Raw genomic sequence first — 20,958 nt, forward strand, 5'->3', positions numbered from 1 at the left:
GAGGGGACGGTAGAGGGAATGAGCACACCGAGTACCGGGCAGCGGGGCACGACCACCCTGCGGACGCCCGTGCAGCGCACCGACAGTCCGGAGCCGGCGGGGGAGCCGCCGCGACCGGACCTGTCCCGGCTGAGCCTGGCCGAGCTGCGCACCCTGCGCCGGGACGCCCAGCGTGACGAGGCGGACCTCAGCTACGTACGGCGGCTGCTGCACGGGCGGATCGACATCCTGCGCGCGGAGCTCGCGCGGCGCGGCGCGGCGGCGGCGCCCCTGCGGCCCGCTCCCGGTGAGGCGTCGGTCGTGGCCCGCCTCTCCGAGATCCTCGCGGACGGCCCGGCCCGGCAGCGCTCCTCCGCCCGCCACGTCACCGTGGCCACCCCGCACAGCGAGGAGTACCGGCGGCTCGCCGCCGAGATGCTCGCCGAGGTGGAGCTGTCCGACCTGGGCGCCCGCACCGACGCCGAGCTGGCCGCGGCGATGGACCGCCTCGCCCGCTACGAGCAGCAGGTCTCCCGCCACCGCCTGGCCCGCCAGCGCACCATGGACGGCTGCAGCACCGAGATCACCCGCCGCTACCGGGACGGCGAGGCCCAGATCGACGACCTCCTGACCTGACCCGTGGCCGCCCGCGCGCCCGCCCCCGTCGGCGGTCGGAAATGCGGGCGACAGCCGAGCGGTGGGCCGCCTACCGTGGCCTCATGACCAGCCACGCCGCCACCGACATCGATGTCCGTGCGATCACCGAGGCCGAGATTCCCGCGTGGGTGCGGGCGATGAACGTCGGGTTCCTGCGGAGCCGGGACGTGCCGGAGGAGGTGGTGGCCGCGCGGGCGTCGGGGATGGAGCCGGCGCGGACGCAGGGGGCATTCGACGCGGGGCGGTGCGTGGCCACGTTCCGGTCGTTCGCGCAGGAGCTGACCGTCGTGGGCGGGGCGATCGTGCCCACGGACGCCGTCACCAACGTGACCGTCTCCCCCACCCACCGCCGCCGCGGCCTGCTGACCCGCATGATGGGCCACGACCTGGCCGCCGCGAAGGACCGCGGGGACGTCGCCGCGACGCTGATCGCCGCCGAGTATCCGATCTACGGCCGCTACGGCTTCGGCGTCGCGACCCGGACCGCCGAGTGGGCGATCGACGTGCCCCGGACCGGGCTGGACCCGCGCCGGGCGGTCCCGGACGACGGCGGCCGCATCGAGCTGCTCGACGGCGCCGACGTCCGCAAGCTGGGCCCCGAGCTGTTCGAGCGCGTGCGCCGGGCACAGCCGGGCGCGGTGAGCCGCAGCGAGCGCTGGTGGCAGTTCCAGACGGGCGTCCTGCGCGCCGAGCCGGACTGGACCGAGCCGTTCTTCGCGCTGTACCGCTCGGCGTCCGGCGACATCGAGGGCATGGTCCGCTACGGGGCGGACGACAAGTGGGGCGACGCCAAGCAGCCGCTGAACACCGCGACCGTGGAGTGGCTGGTCGCGGCCACGCCGGCCGCCGAGCGCGCGCTGTGGCACTACCTGTGCTCGATCGACTGGGTGGTGACGGTGCGCTCCGGCTGCCGAGCCCCCGACGACGTGCTGCCCCTTCTGCTGCCCGACCCGCGGGCGGCGCGGATCGTCAGCCTCGCCGACTTCCTGTGGGTGCGGCTGCTGGACGTCGTACGGGCGCTGGAGGCGCGGACGTACGAGGGCCGGGGCGGGCTGGTGCTGGAGGTGGCCGACCCGGGCGGGTTCACCGGGGGCCGGTTCCTGTTGGAGGCCTCGCCCGAGGGGGCGTCCTGCACCCCGAGCACCCGGAGCGCCGACCTCACGCTCGACGTGGCCGACCTGGCGCCGCTGTGGCTGGGCGACGAGTCGGCGGTGCGGCTGGCGGCGCTGGGCCGGGTGCGCGAAGAACGAGCGGGCGCCGCCCGGAAGGCGGACGCCCTGCTGCGTACGTCCAGGCGACCGTGGTGCCCGGACATGTTCTGAGTGTGGGTCGCTCCTTCCCCCTGGGCTGCGATGCTCGTGCCGTTCGGTGGATCCGTAGCGCGGATTGTTCAGTGGTCGATGTTCAGTTGTCGATGTTCGGTTGTGGCTGTGCGCGGTGTTCAGTTGTGACTGTGCCGTCTCGTGCCGGTCCGGTTTCCTGTCGGGCTCCCGGCTCCCCTCCGGAAGGGAACCCGACCAACCACCGGCAAGCTTGACCATGTTGTGGAAGTTGGCTGCCAACTTCACTCTGCTTATGTCCGCTTGGAAGCGGCTTATAACCATCTCTCGCTGAACTGCCCAAAGATGGCGGGAAGTTGTACTGTTTGGCCGTGGAGCCGGAACACGCCTCCGCCAGTGGGCGGAAGAGGCAACAGCGGCCACAGAAATCACACCGCGACGTGGCCGACGAACTGCGCGCCCGGATCAGGTCGGGGGTGCTGCGACCGGGCCAGCGCATGCCCACCCAGGCGCGGCTGGCGGACGAGTTCGGCGTGGAGCGCGGCGCGGTGCGCCAGGCCCTGCGGATCCTGCGGGAGGAGCGCCTGCTCACCGGCGCCACCCAGGGCGCCCCGCCGACCGTGGCCCCGGACCTGGAGCGGAGCCCGTCCGGGCTCCGTGCGGCGGACGGTCCGCAGCCCACGATGGTGGCGCTCGCGCCGCGCATTGCGGAGGCGTTCGCGGCCGACCACGTCGAGATCGACGCGCTCTGCCTGACCGCCGTCTCCCTCACACTTGCCATGGGCGAACCCCTCCGGCAGATTCACACGGACCGTCGGAAACCGGCCAAGGTCGACGTCCGGGTCCTGCTGCCCGCCCGCGACATCGACCTCGCCTTCCCGGCCCCGGTGGACACCGCCTCGCCCGCCGAGAGCCTGCACCGCCACTGGCTCGCGCACCGCAACGCGCAGGTCCAGGTGCTCAGGCACAACCTGCGGACCCTGCGCGCGACGCACGGCATCGAGGTGACGGTGACCTTCCGGGCGCTGCCGTTCACCCCGCCGGTGAAGCTGTACCTGCTCAACCGCTCGGAGGCGCTGTTCGCGTACTACCGGCTGGAGCGGCGTGAGCAGGTCGTCGGCCAGGAGCGGATGGCGCTGTACGACGCGGAGGGCACCCGGTCGATGCTGTTCGCCTTCGAGCGGGGCGCCGGACCGCGGGACACGCTGTTCGTGGAACAGTCCCACCTGTGGTTCGACGCACTGTGGGAGACCATCAGTTCGGACCTGGTGGCTATGAGCTGACCGCGGGGCCGGCCACCAGTACGGCGAGGATCACCGCGCCGAGCGAGGTCGCCGTCGGGCTCTGCGCCTTCATGCCCCCGCTGAACAGGAGCAGTCCGACGGTGCCGGCGGTGCCGTACTTCCACTGGACGACCTGTTCCAGGGCCGTGGAGACGAGGGCGAGTGGGGACATGGGCCTACCTCCTCCCACCAACTTTCTTAAGTTGGCAACCAACTGTGCTTAAGTTGTCCCCACTTGGCGACAACTGCCAAACAACTTTTGGGTAAGTCCCTTAAGATGGATATGAGTTGTAGCGTTTGGTCGTGACCCAGGAGAACGTGGTGGTGGACGGCGGCAGAAGGCGCACCCCCCGGGAGATCGCCGAGGCGCTGCGCGAGCGCATCCGCGCCGGCGAGCTGAAGGCGGGCGACCGGCTGCCCACCCAGGCCGAGCTCGCCGCGGAGTTCGGCGTGGAGCGCGCCGCCGTGCGCCAGGCCCTGCGGGCGCTGCAGGGCGACGGGCTGCTCACCCACGTGAGCAAGGGCAGCCCCCCGCGCGTCGCCGAGGCCGCGTCCGCGGGCCGGGACGAGCCCCGGCCGGCCATGGTGGCGCTCGCCCCGCGCCTGGTCGCCGCGTTCGACGCGCCGCGGGTCCGGATCGACGTCGTCTGCCTCACCGCCGAGACCCTGATGGTCGCCATGGGCGAGCCGCTGCGCCTCGTCCACGAGGACCGGCTGCGCCCAAGGGCCGTCGACGTGCGCGTCCTGCTGCCGTCCCGGACCATCAACCTCGCCTTCCCCGCGCCCGTGGACGGCACCGACGAGTCCGTGCACGAGCGGTGGCTGGCCCGGCGCAACGCCCAGGGCCATGTGCTGCGGCACAATCTGTACGCCCTGCGCGCGACCCACGGCATCGAGGTGAACGTGACCTTCCGGGCGCTGCCGTTCACCCCGCCGGTCAAGCTCTTCCTGCTCGACGGACAGGAGGCACTGATGGCGTACTACCAGGTCGGCCGCCGCGAGGAGCGCACCGACCACGGCCCGACCGACCTGTACGACGTGCTGGACGCCGAGTCGCTGCTGTTCAGCTTCGAGCGGGACGGCGGCCCGCGGGAGGCGGCGTTCGTGGAGCAGTCCCAGAAGTGGTTCGACGCCCTCTGGGAGACCATCACCTCCGACCTGGACCTGGGCTGAACCGTGACGACGACCCCCCAGAACATCGCGGACAGCCTGCGCGGCCGGATCCGCGCCGGCGAGCTGAAGGCCGGCGACCGGCTGCCCACCCAGGCCGAGCTGGCCGAGGAGTTCGGCGTGGAGCGCGGCGCGGTCCGCCAGGCGCTGCGCGCCCTGAAGGAGGACGGGCTGCTCACCCACCTCACCAAGGGCAGCCCGCCCCGGGTCGCCGGCGCGGCCCCGCCGCCCGCCCGGCGGTCCCGGGCCTCCCGGGTGGTGCTGGGCCGCTATCTGGCGGAGGCGTTTCGCGCGGACGAGGTGCGCGTCGACGCCGTCTGCTTCACCGCCGAGACCCTGCTGTGGGCGCTCAACGAGGTGCACATGGCGGTGCTGCGCCGCGAGCTGCGCCCCCGGTCCATCGAACTGCGGTGCCTGGTGCCCGGCCCCGACGCCGAACTCCCCTACCCGCGGCCGGTCGGCCGGCCCGACCTGGCCGAGCGGGTGCGGGCCGAGCTGCGCAACCAGATCAGCAAGCAGGAGTCCGTCATGAAGTGGCGGCTGGAGGCGTTCGCCGCCGAGGGCATCGACGCGCGGCCCCCGGCCTTCGGCGCCCTGCCGTTCTGGCCGTCGGAGAAGCTGTACCTGCTCAACGGCGCGCTGGCCCTGCAGGGCAGGTACCACGTGGGGCCGCGCACCTACCAGCTGCCCGGCGAGGGGGAGTTCGAGGTACTGGACGTGGGCGGCTTCCAGGCGCAGCTCTTCGAGTACCGGCGCGGTGCTCCCGGCCAGGAGGGCGAGGCCTTCCAGGACGCCGCGCGGTACTTCGAGGCCCTCTGGGCATCGACCGCCGAACGGCCCACACTCGGCAGGTGACTGCCGACACGGGACGGACCGACCTGGTGACGAGCGAGGCCGACGATCTGCGAGAGCTGGTCGCGCGCACACGGTATGTCCTCTTCGACTTCGACGGACCGATCTGTGCCCTGTTCCCCGGCGACTCGGGTAACCACCTCTCGGAGGACCAACTCTCCCTGTTCCGCGCACGGGGGCTGCTCGGGCTGCTCACCGACGAGGAGCGGATCCAGCGCGACGCCTACACCCGGCTGAGCGCCTTCGGCCGCCGCCACCCCCGCAGCGACCTCTTCCTCGAACTGGAGGAGCGGCTGACCCAGCACGAGTTGCGAGCCGTACGGCACGCGATGCCGACGGCCTACGCCGACCCCCTGATACGCACCTGGGTGGCGACCGGGACGCGGCTCGCCGTGGTGACCAACAACTCGGCCCGCACGGTCAACCGCTACCTGCACAGCCGCGGCCTGCTGCCCTGCTTCGCGCCGCACGTCTACGGGCGCACCCAGGACATGAGCCTGCTCAAGCCGCACCCCCACACCCTGCACCGGGCGCTGGAGGCCCTGGGCGCCGCGCCCGGCGACTCGCTGATGATCGGCGACACGGTCACCGACCACGCGGCGGCCCGTGACGCCGGGGTCCGGTTCATCGGCTACGCGCGTAACGACGTCAAGGAGCACATGCTGCTGCGGTCCGGGGTGGAGCACCGTCACGTCGTGCGCTCCCTGGAGCCGCTGCTGCGCGCGGTGCGGGCGCACGCGTGAGCGAACGTTCTGTCCACATCGTGGCCGGATGTGAGGAGCGTCACGCCGGAGCGGATACCCTCTGCGGCCATGTCGTCCCAACCGCCTCAGGGAGCACGCCTGACCCTGGTGCGTCTCCTCGCGCGCGCCCGACTGCTGGGCGCCGGCCTGTCCGGCGGCGAAGCCGTCGTCGGTCACCACAACCGCAATCTGATCCTCCCGGTGGGCGGGCCGCTGGCCCGGCTGCTCGGGCTGGAGTCGGGTCAGGTGCCCGCCAAGTTCCGGGTGCCGCTGCGGACCGTGGAGGTGGTGCCCCGGCTGTGGCCGGAGTCGGCGGTGCTGTCCGCGGTGGGCGAGCGGCTGGACGACGTACCGCGCTGCCTGGCCGACTTCGGCTCCTGGTCGCTGCACGACTACGTACCCGGGCGGGTCCTCGCCGAGGAGACGCCCAAGGGCCCGGTGGGCGACGTGCGGCTGGCCGCGTTCGCCGACTTCTTCGCCCGGCTCGTCTCGGTGCCGGCCGACGCCCTGCCGACGCCGCCCGCGGACTGGCCGCGCTCCCCGGACACCACGGCGTTCCTGTGCCGCCTGGCGCGCTTCGCCGAGGAGCGGGTCCACCTGGCCAACCGCCCTCGCTTCGGCGCCCTCTTCGACCGGGTGGGCATCCCGCACGACGCGGTGGAACGTTTCCTGACCACCCCGCGCGCCCTCCTGCCGCGCCCGTTCTGCCTGCTGCACACCGACGTCCACCGGGGCAACGTCGTGGTCGACCGGACCCCGCTGGGCGAGCGGCTGTCCGTCGTCGACTGGGAACTCGCCCTGTACGGCGACCCGTTGCACGACCTCGCCACCCACCTGGTCCGCATGGACTACGACGACACCGAGCGACGCGTCCTGACCGACCTGTGGGCCGACTCGCTGACCGCCGCCGGACACGCCCGGATGACCGCCGGCCTGGACCGCGACCTCGGCGCCTACCTCGACTTCGAGTACGTCCAGTCCCTGTTCCCCGACGTGATGCGCGCCGCCCTGGCCCTGCCGGACGAGCCCGCCGACGGGGACTTCCGGCAGGGCGCCGAACGCGTCCACCGCGCCCTGCGCCGCGCCTGGGGCCCGCTCGGCCGCACGGACGAGCCGATCGGCGAGCAGCAGGCCGAGGCGGCCCTGCGCGCCTGGCACGCCGACCACGGCCCGGGCGCCGGCAGCCGCCCCCCGTCCCACCCCGACACGGCCACGAGCCCCGGCCCGCCGGCCCCCGGACCCGCGCCGGCACCCCGGGGGGCGGTACGGCGTACTGCGGCGGGGGCGGGGGCGTAGGTTCCTGGAGGGAGTGGCCCGGCGCGCCGCGTGCCCGGCTCGGCGGCCGGCGGGTCGCGGTCCGGGCGGGTGCGTAGGCTCCTGGCATGGCTGAGCTGGGGCTGCGCGAGCGCAAGAAGCGGCGGATGTATCAGGAGCTGTCGGACGTCGCGGTCCGGCTCTTCGTGGAGCGCGGCTTCGACGCGGTGTCGGTGGCGGAGGTCGCGGCGGCCGCCGACGTGTCCAAGCCCACGCTGTTCCGGTACTTCCCCGCCAAGGAGGACCTGGTGCTGCACCGGATCGCCGACCACGAACGGGAGGCCGCGCGGGTGGTGTCCGGCGCGCCGGACGAGCCGCCGCTGCGGGCGCTGCGCCGGCACTTCCTGGACCGGCTGGCCGCCGGTGACCCCGTCACCGGGCTGAACGACGACCCCGACGTCCTCGCCTTCCACACCCTGCTCTACGGCACCCCCGCCCTGGTCGCCCGGCTCTCCGCCCATCTGGAGCGGGCGGAGGCCGCGCTGGCGGACGCGCTCGGCGGCGACCTGGAGGCCCGGCTGGCCGCCGGGCAGATCATCGCCGTGCAGCGGATCCTCGCGCTGGAGAACTGGCGGCGCATCGCGGCGGGGGAGCGGGCGGCGGACGTACGGCAGGACGCGGTGCGGGCGGCCGAGCGGGCGTTCGGGCTGCTGGGGGAGGGGCTGCGGCGCTACGCGTGAGCGGGGTCGGCACCGGCCCTTGAATGCAATCGAGTAATAAATATAACTCGGTAACGTTTGCTGGGTACGCTTCCCCGCATGGACCGCGAACTCGACCTCGAACGAGCCCACCACGACACCTGCCGTGCCGCCCTCGCCGCCATGGTCGCCGGAGCGGCGCGGCAGGTCGTCACCGGCGAGGACGTCTCCGCGTCCGGTGCCGACGCCGAGGCCCTCGGCTACCGGCTGCGCAGCCACGCGAAGGCCTTGCGGGACCTGCCCGAGGGCCCGCTGTTCTTCGGCCGGCTGGACTTCCGGGGCGAGGACGAGGGCGAGGGCGAGGGCCGGGACGGGGACCGGGGCCAGGATCGGTGCGGGACGCGCGAGCGGCTGCACATCGGCCGGCTGCGCATCGGCACCGACCCGGCCTCGCCGCCCCTGGTCGTCGACTGGCGGGCCCCCGTCGCCCGCGCCTTCTACCAGGCCGGCCCCCGCGACCCGCAGGGCGTGGCCGTCCGCCGCCGGTTCGGCTGGGCCCCGGGCAGCCGCGGCGACTCGGCCGACCTGACGGGGCTGGAGGACGAGCACCTGGCAGCCGGAGCCGGAGCTGGAGCCGGAACCAGGACCGGAGCCGGTACCAGGACCGGAGCCGGAGGGGGAGCCGGGACCAGGACCGGGGCCGGAGCTGGAGCCGGGGCAGGAAACGAGGCCGAGGCGGACGGGGCGCGGCCGAGCGCGATCGTCGCCGGGGAGATCGAACGCCCCCGCGTCGGCCCCATGCGGGACATCGCCGCCACCATCCAGCCCGAGCAGGACGACCTCGTACGCGCCGCCCTGACCGAGTCGGTGTGCGTCCAGGGCGCTCCCGGTACCGGCAAGACCGCCGTCGGCCTGCACCGCGCCGCCTACCTCCTCTACACCCACCCGCAGCGCGTGCACCGCGGCGGCCTGCTCGTCCTCGGCCCGAACCGCGCCTTCCTCTCCTACATCGCCGAGGTCCTGCCCGCCCTCGGCGAGACGGACGTACGCCAGTCCACCCTCTGTGACGAGATCGCCCGCCACCCGGCAACCGCCACCGACGCCGCGCCCACCGCCGCCGTCAAGCACGACGCCCGCATGGCCGAGGTGCTGCGCCGCGCCCTGTACGCGCGCGTGGCCGCCGACCACGCCACCGACCTGGTCGTCCCGGACGGCTCCTACCGCTGGCGGATCACGGCCGGAGACCTCGCCCGGATCGTGGCCGGGGTCCGGGCCGAGGAACCCCCGTACGGGACCGGCCGGGAGCGGGTGCGGGCCCGGATCGTGCGCCGGCTGCGCGAGCAGGCGGAGCGGCGCGGCGGGCCCCGGCCGGGCGCCTGGCAGCGGCGCGTCGAGCGGTCACGAGCGGTCACCGCCTGCGTCGACGCCGTGTGGCCGGCGGCCCGGCCGGAGCAGGTGCTCGCCGAACTCCTCCGCGGCGGCGAGGCGTTGCGGCGGGCGGCGGACGGCCTGCTCGACCCGGCCGAACGGACGGCGCTGACCTGGGCGCGCCCGCCCCGGTCCTGGAAGTCCGCCCGCTGGTCGGCCGCCGACCTCGTCCTGCTCGACGAACTCGCCGGGCTCGTCGAGCACCCCGAGGGGTACGGGCACGTGGTGGTCGACGAGGCCCAGGACCTCTCCCCGATGGAGTGCCGCGCCATCGCCCGGCGGGTCCCGTTCGGCTCGCTGACCGTCCTCGGCGACCTGGCGCAGGGCACCACCCCGTGGGCGGCCCGCTCCTGGCCCGTCCAGCTCGCCCACCTGGGCCGGCCGCAGGCGCCGGTGATCGGGCTGACCACCGGCTTCCGCGTGCCGGGGCCGGTCGCCGACCTCGCCAACCGCCTCCTGACCCGCCTCGACGTCGACGTACCGCCCGCCCGCTCCCTGCGCGCCGACGGCGAGCTGCGGACCCGGCGCGCGGACGGCGACCTGTTCGCCGAGGTCGTCGCCGCCGTACGCGAGGCGCTGGCCCACGAGGGCTCCGTCGGCGTCGTCGCCGCCGACGCCCACACCGCAGCCGTACGCGACGCCCTCACCGGGGCCGGGCTGAGCCCCGCCGGCCCCGAGGAGCCGGGCGCACGGCTGAGCCTGGTCCCGGCGAGCGCCGTCAAGGGGCTGGAGTACGACCACGTCGTCGCCGTCGAGCCGAGCGCCGTCGCTCAGGGGGAGGCGCGCGGCCTGAACCGGCTGTACGTGGTGCTCACCCGGGCGGTGTCCCGGCTGGTGGTGGTCCACACGGGGGACCTCCCCTGGGAGGCCCCCGGCAGCGACAGCCGTGTCCACGACCGCGGTTGACACGTGCCGCACTCACCAGGGCGGGCGTACGGCGCGGGGAGCAGGCCCGCTTACTCCCGCCGTCAGACGCCGCAGCGCCCCGCGCGCGGCACGGTGAACGCATGGAACTGCGCCGACCCGCACGCCGGGCCCTCCTCGTCGTCCATGTCGTCGCCTCGGCGGGCTGGCTGGGCCTCACGTTCGGCCTGCTCGCCCTCGCCGTCACCGCGGCCACCACCGGGTCCGCGGCGACCGTGGAGGGGTCCGTCCGCGCCATGAAGCTCTTCGCCGACTGGCTGCTGCTCCCGGTGGCCCTGCTCACCCTGGCCAGCGGTCTGGCGCTGTCCTTGGGCACCAAGTGGGGGCTGGCCAGGCACCGCTGGGTCTACGTCAAGTTCTGGCTGACCCTCGCCGCCCTCACCGCCACCACCTTCGTGCTGCGTCCGACGGTGAACTCCGCGACCGCCGAGGTCGCCGCCGGCCGGCCGCTGCCCGACGACGTCCTGCACGGCCCGATCGTCTCCCTGACCGCGTACGTCTTCATGACGGTCATCTCCGTCCTCAAGCCCTGGGGCCTGACCCGCCGCGGCCGCGCGGCACGGGAACGGACCCGCCGCCCGGCGCCGACCGCTCGGCAGGCCGGCCGGCGCCCCGGCGTACCGTCGTCCCCGTGACCGCGCCGACGGACCTGAACGACACCGGCCCGGCCGCCTCTTGCTGCGGGCCGCCTCCTGACCCCGCGGCCATGGCCGCTTACGAGCGGCAGTACGGCGTCCTCGCGGAGGGCGCACTGCGCGGATGGCAAGAAGCGGACGGTGCTGCCGAGATCACTCGCCAAGAATTCGAGTCGACGTGGGCCGCTGCGCGAGAGACCCTCGACGCGGATCGCACCGAGGAGACGACTTGATCACGGAGTACCAGCAGAAGCTGCGCGAGCGCTATCTCGCTGCCACCGTCATGCCGGCCCCCGAGCCGTGGCAGCCGGTGATGGACCGCAGGACTCCCATCGGGGGCCTGCTCGGTTCGGGGGCCTGCTCGGTATTGGATTCGCCGTCCATCCCGACAGCGGACACGACCTCATCATGGTCGTGTCCAGCGACGGCCATGGACTCTTCGATGCGGTCACCGGCGAGAAGATCGCCCGCGACCGGGACCCTGACCCGGAAACGAGCACTCCCGACGCCCACCCGGACCTCACCTGCCCGGGGCTCGGCCCAATCGCGGGCGTCCCGGTACGCATAGCCGGACTCTTCGGCGGCGGCCTGCACAGCACCACGCCGGACGGCTGGACCCTGGACGTCGTCAGCCCCGAGTGGCCCCACGACCGCGTCATCCTCTCTGCCGACGGCGGGTCCCACAAAGGCGCGGCGGGAGGGACGTGGTGGCACGTCTTCCACTCCGAGTACTCAGAACTCCGCGCGGCCGGGTTCTCTCCCTCCGGCCTGACCCTGGCGGTCGCCACCAGCAGTGACCTCACACTCTGGACCCGGCCCGGCCTCCACTTCGACGACTGAGCGGACAGCGGGACAGCAAGGCGGGAGGAGGACAGATGGACCGGGCGGAACTTGCCGTGATGCTGGGCAACCAGACCACGGCCTGCGAACCCGCCAGGGCGGCGCTTCTCGCCGGAGGCGACTTCGTCGTATGGGACGGCCGCGTTCCCGGTCAGCAGCTTGCCGGCATCTACGCGGCTCGTCTCCGACGGGCGAGGAAGCGAGGTGCTGAGACTCTCGCCCTGCCGTCCACCGTCGACATCCTCACCCGGCTCGAAGCGGCTCAGGTCAGGATCGGCTGCATCTTCTCACCGGACCGGACGTGGGCCTTCATGCTCTTCTTCGCCGACGACGCAGGCTCAGTCCTCGCCTGCACGGGAGTCCGCCAAGACGCACGGTGACAGTTGTCCTCCTCAAGTGACAACGTGCCCAGTCACAGGCGCCCTGCCGGACGGCATGGCGCACTCCTGCAAGCGAGGTGCTTGCAATTGTTAGCGCAGGGGTGCACTGTGGGGGTATGGCCTCGCTCAACGTCGGCAATCTCGGTGAGTACCTGCGCGAGCAGCGGAGGAGCGCGCAGCTGTCGCTGCGGCAGCTCGCCGAGGCCGCCGGGGTGTCCAATCCGTATCTCAGCCAGATCGAGCGCGGGCTGCGCAAGCCGAGCGCGGAGGTGCTGCAGCAGGTCGCCAAGGCGCTGCGGATCTCCGCCGAGACGCTGTACGTGCGGGCGGGGATCCTGGATGCCGAGCGGGACCGCGACGAGGTCGAGACCCGGGCGGTGATCCTCGCCGACCCGACGCTCACCGAGCAGCAGAAGCAGGCGCTGCTCCAGATCTACGAGTCGTTCCGCAAGGAGAACGGCTTCGCGCCCGACGGGGCGAGACCCGACGGCGCGAGACCCGACGACTCGCAGGACCCCGGCGCCGACGCCGATCCGCAGCAGACGGCCAGTTGACCGGACCAGGGGACCGGCCGCCCGACTGCGGACCAGCTCCGCCCTCAGCCGAATCCACGGCGGACAGCACGAACGCGAACGACCCGAACGCGAACGACCCGAACCAAGGGAGGACCCTCACCATGACCATCACCGACGACCTGCGCAAGACCCTCAGCGACCCGACCCCCCTCTACTTCGCCGCCGGCGCCGCCGACCTGGCTCTGCAGGAGGCCCGTAAGGTGCCCGGCCTGGTGGAGCAGCTGCGCGCCGAGGCGCCGGCCCGCTTCGAGGCCGTTCGCAACACCGACCCCAAGACCGTTCAGGACCGTGCCGCCGCGCGCGCCAAGGAGGCCGGCGTCAAGGCCAAGGAGGCCCAGGAGAACCTGCAGACCCGGGTCACCGACTTCTTCGCCTCGCTCGACGGCGACCTGAAGAAGCTCGGCACCACCCTCGACGCCGACATCAAGAAGCTCGGCGAGTCCGCCCAGGACCTCGCCCTGCGCGGCGTCGGTGTGGCCGCGGAGTACGCGGTCAAGGCCCGTGAGACGTACGAGAAGGTCGCGGAGCACGGCGAGCAGACCGTGCGCCAGTGGCGCGGCGGGGCGGCCGAGGAGATCGAGGAGCTGGCGATCGCCGTCGAGCCGGAGGCCAAGCCGAAGGCCGAGCCCGAGCTGAAGCCCGAGCCCGCAGCGGTGAAGGACGCCGAGGGTGACGCTCTCACCGGCGAGGGCGACACGGGCCCGGCCCGCAAGACCGCCGCCAAGAAGGCCCCGGCCCGCAAGACGACCGCGAAGAAGACCACCCCGCCCGCGAAGTGACCCCGGTCGGCGGTGAGGCCGAGTGAAAACGGGTGAATCCGGCGGACCGGGCACTCCTCGGGTGCCCGGTCCGTTCTACCGGGTAGCCGGGTCATGGTGCGGGTACGGTGACCGGGTAAGGACGAGTCGAGTCGGGTGGTGGACGTAGTGCTGATGCAGGGCTTCGCCGGGTTCATGTGGCTGCTCTACCTGGCCATGCTGGCGCTCGCCGTGGGGGCGTTCGTGATGGCCGCCTTCTTCCGGGAGGACGCCTACCGGGCCGCCAGCAAGCAGAACAAGGGCTTCTGGCTGATCATCCTCGGCATCGCGGTCGCCGTGAACCTGCTGATCCCGATGCTGTTCCTGCAGATCATCGGCCTCATCGCGTCGATCGTCTTCTTCGTCGACGTACGCCCCGCCCTCCAGCAGGTCTCCGGCCGGGGCGGTCGCAGAGGCGGCCGGGGCTCCAGCAGCGACGGCCCCTACGGCCCGTGGAACGGCGGCCGCTGAGCGCCCGGACGGTACTCACCCCACCCTCCGACCCCCACGAGCGGCGCCCCTCACCCGCCCGCCGACCCCGCGCGGCCCCTCACCACGCCCGCCGGTCTCCTCCGTGAGTGGCCCCTCACGGCGCCGGCCGCTTTTCTCGCCAGGCAGTCAGTCAGGCCGCTCCTCGATCGCCGCCCAGCCGGGCAGTCAGTCAAGCCGCTCCTCGGCCGTCTCCCACCCGGTGGTCAGCCTCGCCGGCCACGCCGCTCCTCGGCCGTCTCCCCCGAGGGACCGCTCGCGCGGCCCGCCGGGGCGGCGGTCACGCTCCGCGCTCCAGCAACAGCAGCGCCACGTCGTCCGTCAGCTCGCCCCCGTTGAGTTCGCGGACCTCCTGCACCGCCGCCTGCAGCAGTTCCTCGCCCCGCAGGCCCTCGCCCAGCTGCCGCCGGATCATCTCGACCATGCCGTCCTGGCCCAGCCGGTCCCGCGACCCCTCGCCGACCCGGCCCTCGATCAGCCCGTCGGTGTACAGCAGCAGGCTCCACTCGGCGCCCAGCTCCACCTGCATCCGCGGCCAGCGGGCCCCGGGCAGCAGACCCAGCGCCGGACCGTTGTTCTCGTACGGCAGCAGCCGCGCCGGCCGGCCCGGTCCCGCCACGAGCGGCGCGGGGTGGCCCGCCAGGCACAGCCCGGCCCGGCGTCCGTCCGGCGCGATGTCGACCGTGCACAGCGTCGCGAAGATCTCCTCGTCGCCCCGCTCGTGCTCCAGCACCTCCTGCAGCGTGCTCAGCAGCTCGTCGCCGCACAGCCCCGCCAGGGTCAGCGCACGCCACGCGATCCGCAGCTCCACGCCGAGCGCCGCCTCGTCCGGGCCGTGGCCGCAGACATCGCCGATCATGGCGTGCACGGTCCCGTCGGGGGTGCGCACGGTGTCGTAGAAGTCGCCGCCGAGCAGCGCGCGCGAACGGCCGGGCCGGTAGCGCGCGGCGAACCGCAGCGGGGACCCCTCCAGCAGTGGCGTGGGCAGCAGGCCCCGCTCCAGGCGGGCGTTCTCCTGGGCGCGCAGCTTTCCCTCGGCCAGGCGCCGCTCGGCGGAGTCGGAGCGCTTGCGCTCCACCGCGTACCGGATGGCCCGGCTCAGCAGCCGGCCGTCCAGCTCGTCGCGGAAGAGGTAGTCCTGGGCGCCGACGCGCACGGCCTCTGCCCCGCGCTCGGCGTCGCCGGACGCGGTGAGCGCCAGCACGGCGTGCCGGGGCGCGAGCCGCAGCACCTCCTTGAGCACGGCGAGCTCGTCCGCGTCGTCCTGCGCGCGGCCGGGCGCGGGCAGCGCCAGGTCGAGCAGGATGCAGTGCACGTCGTCGGTGAGCAGCCGCTCCGCCTCCGTGAGGTTGCGGGCGGTGCGCACGCGGATCGGCTTGCCGGCCGAGTCCAGCAGATCCGGGACGACGGGCGCGGCGGCCGGGTCGTCCTGGATCAGCAGGAGCGTGAGGTTGGTGTGGGCGGTGTCGGACGCGCCTGTTCCGTTGGGAGTGATGTTGTTCTCGACCTCGACCGCCTGACCACTCTCCACGACGGGGATCGCTCTCTGCCGCGGTATGGGTACGGGCATCGTTTCGGGTTCCTTCCCTCCCCCCGAGGGCATGGTGGGAGCGAGGGACCTCGACCCACCGACGGGGACCATAGCCGTTGTGTGCGCCGCAGCGGAATGGTGTGCGGCACGCTGCTTGATCTCAGGCCCGTGTCATATGCCGCGTTCCCTACCGCAGTTGGGCACCCCGCCGCCCCCGAGGGGATGACGAAGGTCACGTCCGGGCGGCGTTTGGCGGCCGGTTGGGGTGCGCTGGGTCACGTGGCGGCCATCACGAATCCGGCAAGTCCGACTCGTTCCGCACCCTCCCGGGTGCCCGCCGTCCCATGTGCTCAACGGCCCTCCGCCTCACGCGTCCGGCCGCACCACTCCCAGGATCGGCATGGAGCCGGCGCCCGCCAGCGTGACGTTCCGTCCCGGCCGGGGCGCGTGGATGATCGCCCCGTCGCCGACGTACATCGCCACATGGCTGGCGTCCTTGAAGTAGATGATCAGGTCGCCGGGGCGCATGTCCTTGACGTCGACGTGCCTGAGCTGTCGCCACTGCTCCTGTGAGGTGCGCGGGATGCCGTGCCCCGCGCTGGCCCACGCCTGCGAGGTGAGCCCCGAGCAGTCGAACGACTTCGGGCCCTCGGCGCCCCATACGTACGGCTTCCCCACCTGCTCGGTGGCGAACTTCACCGCCCGCTCGCCCTGCGCGCTCGCCTTGCCCCGCACGCCGGTGAGGACGCCGGTGCCGAGCCACGTGGTCTGTGCCTGCCGCGCCGCCTCGGCCTCCAGCCGGGCGAGGCGTTCCTTCTCCTCCTGCTCCAGCTCGGACTCCAGCTTCTTCGCCGCCGCGATCTGCTGCTCGACGCGCTTCTGCGCCGTGGCCTTGGCCTTGCGGTTGGTCTCCAGCTTCTGCCACTGGGCGGTGGCGTCCTTGGCGTACTGCTCCAAGTCCTGCTGGACCTGTGTCAGTTCGCCGAGCATGTCCTTGGTCGCCTTGTGGCCCTGCCGCACCCGGCCGGTGCCGTCGAGGAACTGCCCCGGGTTGTCGCTGAGCAGTAGCCGGGCCTCGTCGGGCAGTCCGCCGGTGCGGTACTGGGAGCGGGCAGCGGCGCCGGCCCGCTCCTTCAACTCGGCGAGCCGGTCCCGGCCTTCGACGATCTTCCGGGCCAGTGCGACGATCTGCGCCGACTGCTGCTCGGCGGCCTCCTCGGCGGCGTTGTAGGCGTCGGTGGCGACCGCGGCATCGTGGTAGAGCGCGTCGAGCTTGGCGCGTACGGCCTGCAGGTCCTTGTCCGGCGCGAGGGTCCGGGGTGTCGCGGAGGGGGCCCCGGTGGCGCCTGGGGTCGACGGCGAGGTGGCGGCCGGAGGGGACGCGGGGCCTGTCGGCTCGGGGCTTCTCGCGAACGCGGTCCCCGGCACCGCCAGGACCGTGACCGCGCAGACCACGGTCACGGCCACCGCGAGCATGCCGCGCCTGCCCGTACCCGTACCCATACAGCCCCCCCCAACTGATTAACCGTCAGTAACTTCTGGACGTCTGGGGGATCGTGCCATGCCGCGCCGGAAAACGACAGAGGTGATGCCGCCCCCCCGCTTCTGTGACGAAGGAGAGGGGGAGATCGTTCCGCCCCGGCTCCGGGGCCTCCGGCGGCTCCTCGACCAGGCAGACGGCCCCGCTCAGCTCCGGGGCGCCAACGCCTCCCACCGCACGGTCACTTCTCCCTGCCGCCACCGTGCCGGGCCGTCCGTCACCGGCCAGTCGGCCGTCAGCTCGCGCACCGCCCGGATCCAGCGCTGCCGGGCGCCGTACGAGGCGTAGGGCGCGGCGGCCGCCCAGGCGCGGTCGAAGTCACGCAGGAAGGCGTGGACCGGCTCCCCGGGCACGTTGCGGTGGATCAGCGCCTTGGGGAGCCGTTCCGCCAGGTCGGACGGGCGCTCCAGGGAGCCCAGCCGGGTCGCGAAGGTCACCGTGCGCGGTCCCTGCGGGCCGAGCGCCACCCACACGTGCCGCCGGCCGATCTCGTCGCACGTGCCCTCCACCAGCAGGCCGCCGCCCGAGCCCGCCACCGGGTCGGCCGGCGCCAGCCGCGCGCACAGCCGCTGCCACACGGCGGCCACCTGGTCCTCGTCGTACTGGCGCAGCACGTTGGCGGCGCGCACCAGGTGCGGCCGTCCGGGGAGGGGGATCTCGAAGCCGCCGTGCCGGAAGACCAGCCCGTCGCGCTCGTAGGGGCGGGCGGCCGCCACGCGCGCGGGGTCGATCTCGATGCCCACCACGCGCGTGTGGGGCGCGGTGGCGCGCAGCCGGGTGAGGAGTTCCACGGCTGTCCAGGGGGCGGCCCCGTAGCCGAGGTCGACGGCGACGGGCGCGGCGGCCCGCCGCAGCTCGGCGCCGTGCGTCGCGGCGATCCAGCGGTCCATCCGCCGCAGCCGGTTCGGGTTGGTCGTCCCGCGCGTGACGGTGCCCACGGGGCGGGCGGCGGGGCGGGAGGGCATGCCTACGAGGGTATGCGTCCGCGCGCGGCCGGGGCCGGATCGGGTCCGGGCCGGGGCCTCTGGTGACTGCAAGCCGCCCGCGTGTGGCCCGCACGGCGCCCGCGCCCGCCCGCAAGCGGCCCGCACGGAGCGCACCACCCGTGCGCACCACCCGCGCGCATCACCCGCGCGCATCACCCGCGCGGAGCGCACGCGCGGGGCGCACGGGCTCCGCACGCGCTCCGCGCGGGTCCCGAGCAGGACGGAGGCCGCCCGACGCCGTCACCCCATCGAACGGTTGAGCGACAGACGGTAATCGTTCGGCAAAAACCGGCCGCCCGGAAATCCGGCCGGAATGGGAATGACTCGCTCCGGTGTTGCCACCCGTGGAGGAGCACCCTCCTGTCCGGCCTGCCCGCCCGCAGCAAGGAGGAACGCCACGTGAGCCAGTACGTCAGCAGGCTCGGGCGCCGCTCCCCGGCCACCCCCTCCCGCCTGCGGCTGCCGCACCGCAGGCCACGCCGCGTCGCCATGCTCTCCGTGCACACCTCCCCCCTGCACCAGCCGGGCACCGGCGACGCCGGCGGCATGAACGTCTACATCGTGGAACTCGCGCAGCGCCTCGCCGCGATCAACATCGAGGTCGAGATCTTCACCCGGGCCACCACCGGAGACCTCCCGCCCTCCGTTCAGATGGCCCCCGGCGTGCTCGTGCGGCACGTCGACGCCGGCCCTTACGAGGGCCTGGCCAAGGAGGACCTCCCCGCCCAGCTGTGCGCCTTCACCCACGGCGTGATGCAGGCGTGGGCCGGCCACCGCCCCGGCCACTACGACCTGGTCCACTCCCACTACTGGCTCTCCGGCCACGTCGGCTGGCTCGCCGCCCAGCGCTGGGGCGTCCCGCTCGTGCACGCCATGCACACGATGGCCAAGGTCAAGAACGCCAACCTGGCCGCCGGTGACCGGCCCGAACCGCCCGCCCGCGTCATCGGCGAGACCCAGATCGTCGACGCCGCCGACCGCCTCATCGCCAACACCTCCGACGAGGCCGACGAACTCGTCCGGCACTACTCCGCCGACCCCGGCAAGGTCGCCGTCGTCCATCCCGGCGTCAACCTCGACCGGTTCCGCCCCGGCGACGGCCGCGCCGCCGCCCGCGCCCGCCTGGACCTGCCGCAGGACGCCCTGATTCCTCTCTTCGCGGGCCGCATCCAGCCCCTGAAGGCGCCCGACGTGCTGCTGCGCTCCGTCGCCGTGCTCCTGGACGAGCGGCCCGAGCTGCGCTCCCGCATCGTCGTCCCCGTCGTGGGCGGTCCCAGCGGCAGCGGCCTCGCCAAGCCGGAGGGCCTGCAGAAGCTCGCCGCGCGGCTCGGGATCGCCGACGTCGTACGGTTCCGCCCGCCGGTCGGGCAGCAGCAGCTCGCGGACTGGTTCCGGGCCGCGTCCGTGCTCGTCGTGCCCTCCTACAGCGAGTCCTTCGGCCTCGTCGCCATAGAGGCGCAGGCCGCGGGGACACCGGTTCTGGCCTCCTCCGTCGGGGGCCTGCCCGTGGCGGTGCGCGACGGCGAGACAGGCTTCCTCGTCCAGGGGCACGACCCGGTGCCGTACGCGCGCGTGCTGGCCCGTTTCGCCGACGAGCCGCACCTGACGGACCGTATGGGCGCCGCTGCCGCCCGGCACGCGCAGTCCTTCGGCTGGGACACCGCGGCCGCCGCCACCGCCGAGGTGTACACGGCCGCGCTGCACGCCCACCGCCGTCGCGTACGCTCGCAGCATGGCTGATGCACACAAGGTCATCGAGTCCGCCCTCAAGGACGCCGAACTGGCCTGGGAGAGTCCCGAGCCCGGCACCTACGTCGTCACCCTTCCCGGCACCCGCAAGCTGTCGACCACGGTGTCGCTCCGCGTCGGCCGCCACTCCCTGTCGCTCAACGCCTTCGTCGTCCGGCACCCCGACGAGAACGAGGCGGGCGTCCACCGCTGGCTCCTGGAGCGCAACCTCAAGCTGTACGGCGTGAGTTACGCCGTCGACCGGCTCGGCGACGTGTACGTCACCGCCCGCCTCCCGCTCGCCTCCGTGACCGCCGACGAGGTCGACCGCCTGCTCGGCCAGGTCCTGGAGGCGGCCGACGGGGCCTTCAACACCCTGCTGGAGCTGGGGTTCGCCTCCGCGATCCGCAAGGAGTACGCCTGGCGCACGTCGCGCGGGGAGTCCACGCGCAACCTGGAGGCGTTCAGCCACCTGACCCGCGACGCCGCTCCGCGGCCGGCGGGGGAGTGACCACCGGTACCGGGCCGGGGCGCCGCAGCACGTCGTAGCCGACGAAGGTGAACATCCGCCGTCCCCGCGCGAGCGGTCCGCCCGGCCCCGTGTACCGGTGCGCGCCGACGCCGTACGGCACGTCCGGCCCCGACACCCACAGTGCCTCGAAGTCGCGTTCCTTGAGCCAGTCGCACACCCCGGTGTCGTAGTGCCGGGTCCGCGTCCACACCAGGACGCCGCCCGGCCGGCACAGCCGGGTGCAGTGGTCGAACGTGGTGCGCACGTCGGCGTCGGTGATGTTGCCGAGCACCCCGCACAGCAGGACGAGATCGGCGGGGGCGAGGTCCGCGTACGCGTCCGTCGCGGCGGCGTCCCCGGCGACGACCTCGACGCCCTCCAGCCCCGCCCCGGCCGCGAGCCGCCGCGCCACGGCGACGTTGCGCTCGTCCAGCTCGACCAGGCGGGCCCGCACGTCGCCGCCCCTGGGATGCCGGGCCAGTACGCCGATCAGGTCCCGACCCTGCCCCGCGCACACACTCACCGCCGTGAGCGGCCCGGCCGGAGCCTCGTCGAGTGCGTCGGCTATCCGCCGCTGGACGAGCGCGAGACGCCTGCTGAGGTAGGAGCCGGGTGCGTCGTACGCCTGGTGCCACTCGTGCCAGTCCACGGGGCATCCATTTCCGGCGCCGGGGGTGG

Annotated in this window: 22 protein-coding genes and 1 pseudogene; 18 read left to right on the forward strand and 5 right to left on the reverse strand. The window is 73.7% G+C overall.

The annotated features are described in order from the left end of the window. The first annotated feature begins 18 nt into the window (after window positions 1-18). The 3 genes from ACSLTV_RS29265 (at window position 19) to ACSLTV_RS29275 (ending at window position 3,199) form a co-directional block, all read left to right on the forward strand. Window positions 19-615, forward strand: coding sequence for an RsiG family protein (locus ACSLTV_RS29265; protein ID WP_432139437.1), 597 nt, complete (start codon window positions 19-21; stop codon window positions 613-615). Between the two features lie 83 nt (window positions 616-698). Then, the gene (locus ACSLTV_RS29270) at window positions 699-1,958 is read left to right on the forward strand and encodes a GNAT family N-acetyltransferase (RefSeq protein WP_432139436.1); all 1,260 of its coding nucleotides are present in this window, start codon (window positions 699-701) and stop codon (window positions 1,956-1,958) included. A 323-nt stretch (window positions 1,959-2,281) separates the two neighbouring features. After that, window positions 2,282-3,199 carry a winged helix-turn-helix domain-containing protein gene (locus tag ACSLTV_RS29275; RefSeq protein ID WP_432139435.1) on the forward strand — a complete coding sequence of 306 codons (918 nt, stop codon included), beginning with the start codon at window positions 2,282-2,284 and terminating at the stop codon, window positions 3,197-3,199. Here the strand turns inward: ACSLTV_RS29275 and ACSLTV_RS29280 are convergent. Next, a complete protein-coding gene (locus tag ACSLTV_RS29280) occupies window positions 3,189-3,371 on the reverse strand; it encodes a hypothetical protein (protein ID WP_432139434.1) in 183 nt (60 codons plus the stop codon). The genes ACSLTV_RS29275 and ACSLTV_RS29280 overlap by 11 nt on opposite strands. A gap of 125 nt (window positions 3,372-3,496) precedes the next feature. Here ACSLTV_RS29280 and ACSLTV_RS29285 point away from each other — a divergent pair, with 125 nt between their 5' ends. From ACSLTV_RS29285 to ACSLTV_RS29345, 13 genes and pseudogenes are all read left to right on the forward strand, one after another. Then, window positions 3,497-4,372, forward strand: a complete 876-nt coding sequence (locus tag ACSLTV_RS29285) for a FadR/GntR family transcriptional regulator (RefSeq protein WP_432139433.1) — start codon at window positions 3,497-3,499, stop codon at window positions 4,370-4,372. Between the two features lie 3 nt (window positions 4,373-4,375). Continuing rightward, window positions 4,376-5,224 carry a GntR family transcriptional regulator gene (locus ACSLTV_RS29290; protein ID WP_432139432.1) on the forward strand — a complete coding sequence of 283 codons (849 nt, stop codon included), beginning with the start codon at window positions 4,376-4,378 and terminating at the stop codon, window positions 5,222-5,224. Next, the gene (locus ACSLTV_RS29295) at window positions 5,221-5,964 is read left to right on the forward strand and encodes an HAD family hydrolase (protein WP_435613177.1); all 744 of its coding nucleotides are present in this window, start codon (window positions 5,221-5,223) and stop codon (window positions 5,962-5,964) included. Before ACSLTV_RS29290 ends, ACSLTV_RS29295 begins: the two co-directional genes overlap by 4 nt. Before the next feature lie 69 nt (window positions 5,965-6,033). Then, a complete protein-coding gene (locus tag ACSLTV_RS29300; RefSeq protein ID WP_435613178.1) occupies window positions 6,034-7,260 on the forward strand; it encodes a phosphotransferase family protein in 1,227 nt (408 codons plus the stop codon). An 86-nt stretch (window positions 7,261-7,346) separates the two neighbouring features. After that, on the forward strand, window positions 7,347-7,958 hold the full coding sequence (locus ACSLTV_RS29305) for a TetR family transcriptional regulator (RefSeq protein WP_432139429.1): 612 nt from the start codon (window positions 7,347-7,349) through the stop codon (window positions 7,956-7,958). Between the two features lie 78 nt (window positions 7,959-8,036). Beyond that, on the forward strand, window positions 8,037-10,250 hold the full coding sequence (locus tag ACSLTV_RS29310) for a HelD family protein (RefSeq protein WP_435613179.1): 2,214 nt from the start codon (window positions 8,037-8,039) through the stop codon (window positions 10,248-10,250). A gap of 101 nt (window positions 10,251-10,351) precedes the next feature. Further along, window positions 10,352-10,903 (forward strand): DUF2269 family protein, encoded by a 552-nt coding sequence (locus ACSLTV_RS29315; protein ID WP_432158289.1) that lies wholly within the window; start codon window positions 10,352-10,354, stop codon window positions 10,901-10,903. After that, on the forward strand, window positions 10,900-11,136 hold the full coding sequence (locus ACSLTV_RS29320; protein WP_432158290.1) for a hypothetical protein: 237 nt from the start codon (window positions 10,900-10,902) through the stop codon (window positions 11,134-11,136). Before ACSLTV_RS29315 ends, ACSLTV_RS29320 begins: the two co-directional genes overlap by 4 nt. Then, window positions 11,133-11,743 (forward strand): annotated as a pseudogene (locus ACSLTV_RS29325) (hypothetical protein). Before ACSLTV_RS29320 ends, ACSLTV_RS29325 begins: the two are co-directional and overlap by 4 nt. Before the next feature lie 35 nt (window positions 11,744-11,778). Beyond that, window positions 11,779-12,123: a hypothetical protein gene (locus ACSLTV_RS29330; protein ID WP_435613180.1), complete on the forward strand. Its 345-nt coding sequence runs from the start codon at window positions 11,779-11,781 to the stop codon at window positions 12,121-12,123. A gap of 116 nt (window positions 12,124-12,239) precedes the next feature. Then, a complete protein-coding gene (locus ACSLTV_RS29335) occupies window positions 12,240-12,677 on the forward strand; it encodes a helix-turn-helix domain-containing protein (RefSeq protein ID WP_432139423.1) in 438 nt (145 codons plus the stop codon). A 122-nt stretch (window positions 12,678-12,799) separates the two neighbouring features. Continuing rightward, a complete protein-coding gene (locus tag ACSLTV_RS29340; protein ID WP_435613181.1) occupies window positions 12,800-13,477 on the forward strand; it encodes a hypothetical protein in 678 nt (225 codons plus the stop codon). A 153-nt stretch (window positions 13,478-13,630) separates the two neighbouring features. Further along, window positions 13,631-13,966 carry a DUF2516 family protein gene (locus ACSLTV_RS29345; protein ID WP_432139458.1) on the forward strand — a complete coding sequence of 112 codons (336 nt, stop codon included), beginning with the start codon at window positions 13,631-13,633 and terminating at the stop codon, window positions 13,964-13,966. Window positions 13,967-14,264: 298 nt separating this feature from the next. Here ACSLTV_RS29345 and ACSLTV_RS29350 read toward each other — a convergent pair whose 3' ends face one another. From ACSLTV_RS29350 to ACSLTV_RS29360, 3 genes are all read right to left on the reverse strand, one after another. After that, window positions 14,265-15,554 carry a PP2C family protein-serine/threonine phosphatase gene (locus ACSLTV_RS29350; protein ID WP_432139421.1) on the reverse strand — a complete coding sequence of 430 codons (1,290 nt, stop codon included), beginning with the start codon at window positions 15,552-15,554 and terminating at the stop codon, window positions 14,265-14,267. A gap of 327 nt (window positions 15,555-15,881) precedes the next feature. Next, complete coding sequence (locus ACSLTV_RS29355; protein WP_432139420.1) at window positions 15,882-17,018, reverse strand: NlpC/P60 family protein; 1,137 nt, start codon at window positions 17,016-17,018, stop codon at window positions 15,882-15,884. Between the two features lie 183 nt (window positions 17,019-17,201). Beyond that, window positions 17,202-18,020 carry a class I SAM-dependent methyltransferase gene (locus ACSLTV_RS29360; protein ID WP_432139419.1) on the reverse strand — a complete coding sequence of 273 codons (819 nt, stop codon included), beginning with the start codon at window positions 18,018-18,020 and terminating at the stop codon, window positions 17,202-17,204. Window positions 18,021-18,440: 420 nt separating this feature from the next. Here ACSLTV_RS29360 and mshA point away from each other — a divergent pair, with 420 nt between their 5' ends. Both mshA and ACSLTV_RS29370 read left to right on the forward strand, forming a co-directional pair. Next, window positions 18,441-19,781 (forward strand): D-inositol-3-phosphate glycosyltransferase, encoded by a 1,341-nt coding sequence (gene mshA, locus ACSLTV_RS29365; protein ID WP_432139418.1) that lies wholly within the window; start codon window positions 18,441-18,443, stop codon window positions 19,779-19,781. Next, on the forward strand, window positions 19,774-20,280 hold the full coding sequence (locus tag ACSLTV_RS29370; protein WP_432139417.1) for a YbjN domain-containing protein: 507 nt from the start codon (window positions 19,774-19,776) through the stop codon (window positions 20,278-20,280). Before mshA ends, ACSLTV_RS29370 begins: the two co-directional genes overlap by 8 nt. Here ACSLTV_RS29370 and ACSLTV_RS29375 read toward each other — a convergent pair. After that, window positions 20,234-20,929: a methyltransferase domain-containing protein gene (locus ACSLTV_RS29375; RefSeq protein WP_435613182.1), complete on the reverse strand. Its 696-nt coding sequence runs from the start codon at window positions 20,927-20,929 to the stop codon at window positions 20,234-20,236. The two genes, ACSLTV_RS29370 and ACSLTV_RS29375, sit on opposite strands and share 47 nt — an antisense overlap. Window positions 20,930-20,958: the final 29 nt, after the last annotated feature.

It is taken from the genome of Streptomyces sp. bgisy159 (assembly GCF_965341775.1).
Lineage (GTDB): Bacteria > Actinomycetota > Actinomycetes > Streptomycetales > Streptomycetaceae > Streptomyces.

Coding starts and splice junctions, on each gene's coding strand:
- ACSLTV_RS29265 (WP_432139437.1), top strand. CDS start 19: ATGAGCACACCGAGTACCGGGCAGCGGGGCACGACCACCCTGCGGACG.
- ACSLTV_RS29270 (WP_432139436.1), top strand. CDS start 699: ATGACCAGCCACGCCGCCACCGACATCGATGTCCGTGCGATCACCGAG.
- ACSLTV_RS29280 (WP_432139434.1), bottom strand. CDS start 3,371: ATGTCCCCACTCGCCCTCGTCTCCACGGCCCTGGAACAGGTCGTCCAG.
- ACSLTV_RS29300 (WP_435613178.1), top strand. CDS start 6,034: ATGTCGTCCCAACCGCCTCAGGGAGCACGCCTGACCCTGGTGCGTCTC.
- ACSLTV_RS29305 (WP_432139429.1), top strand. CDS start 7,347: ATGGCTGAGCTGGGGCTGCGCGAGCGCAAGAAGCGGCGGATGTATCAG.
- ACSLTV_RS29310 (WP_435613179.1), top strand. CDS start 8,037: ATGGACCGCGAACTCGACCTCGAACGAGCCCACCACGACACCTGCCGT.
- ACSLTV_RS29315 (WP_432158289.1), top strand. CDS start 10,352: ATGGAACTGCGCCGACCCGCACGCCGGGCCCTCCTCGTCGTCCATGTC.
- ACSLTV_RS29330 (WP_435613180.1), top strand. CDS start 11,779: ATGGACCGGGCGGAACTTGCCGTGATGCTGGGCAACCAGACCACGGCC.
- ACSLTV_RS29335 (WP_432139423.1), top strand. CDS start 12,240: ATGGCCTCGCTCAACGTCGGCAATCTCGGTGAGTACCTGCGCGAGCAG.
- ACSLTV_RS29340 (WP_435613181.1), top strand. CDS start 12,800: ATGACCATCACCGACGACCTGCGCAAGACCCTCAGCGACCCGACCCCC.
- ACSLTV_RS29345 (WP_432139458.1), top strand. CDS start 13,631: ATGCAGGGCTTCGCCGGGTTCATGTGGCTGCTCTACCTGGCCATGCTG.
- ACSLTV_RS29350 (WP_432139421.1), bottom strand. CDS start 15,554: ATGCCCGTACCCATACCGCGGCAGAGAGCGATCCCCGTCGTGGAGAGT.
- ACSLTV_RS29355 (WP_432139420.1), bottom strand. CDS start 17,018: ATGGGTACGGGTACGGGCAGGCGCGGCATGCTCGCGGTGGCCGTGACC.
- ACSLTV_RS29360 (WP_432139419.1), bottom strand. CDS start 18,020: ATGCCCTCCCGCCCCGCCGCCCGCCCCGTGGGCACCGTCACGCGCGGG.
- ACSLTV_RS29370 (WP_432139417.1), top strand. CDS start 19,774: ATGGCTGATGCACACAAGGTCATCGAGTCCGCCCTCAAGGACGCCGAA.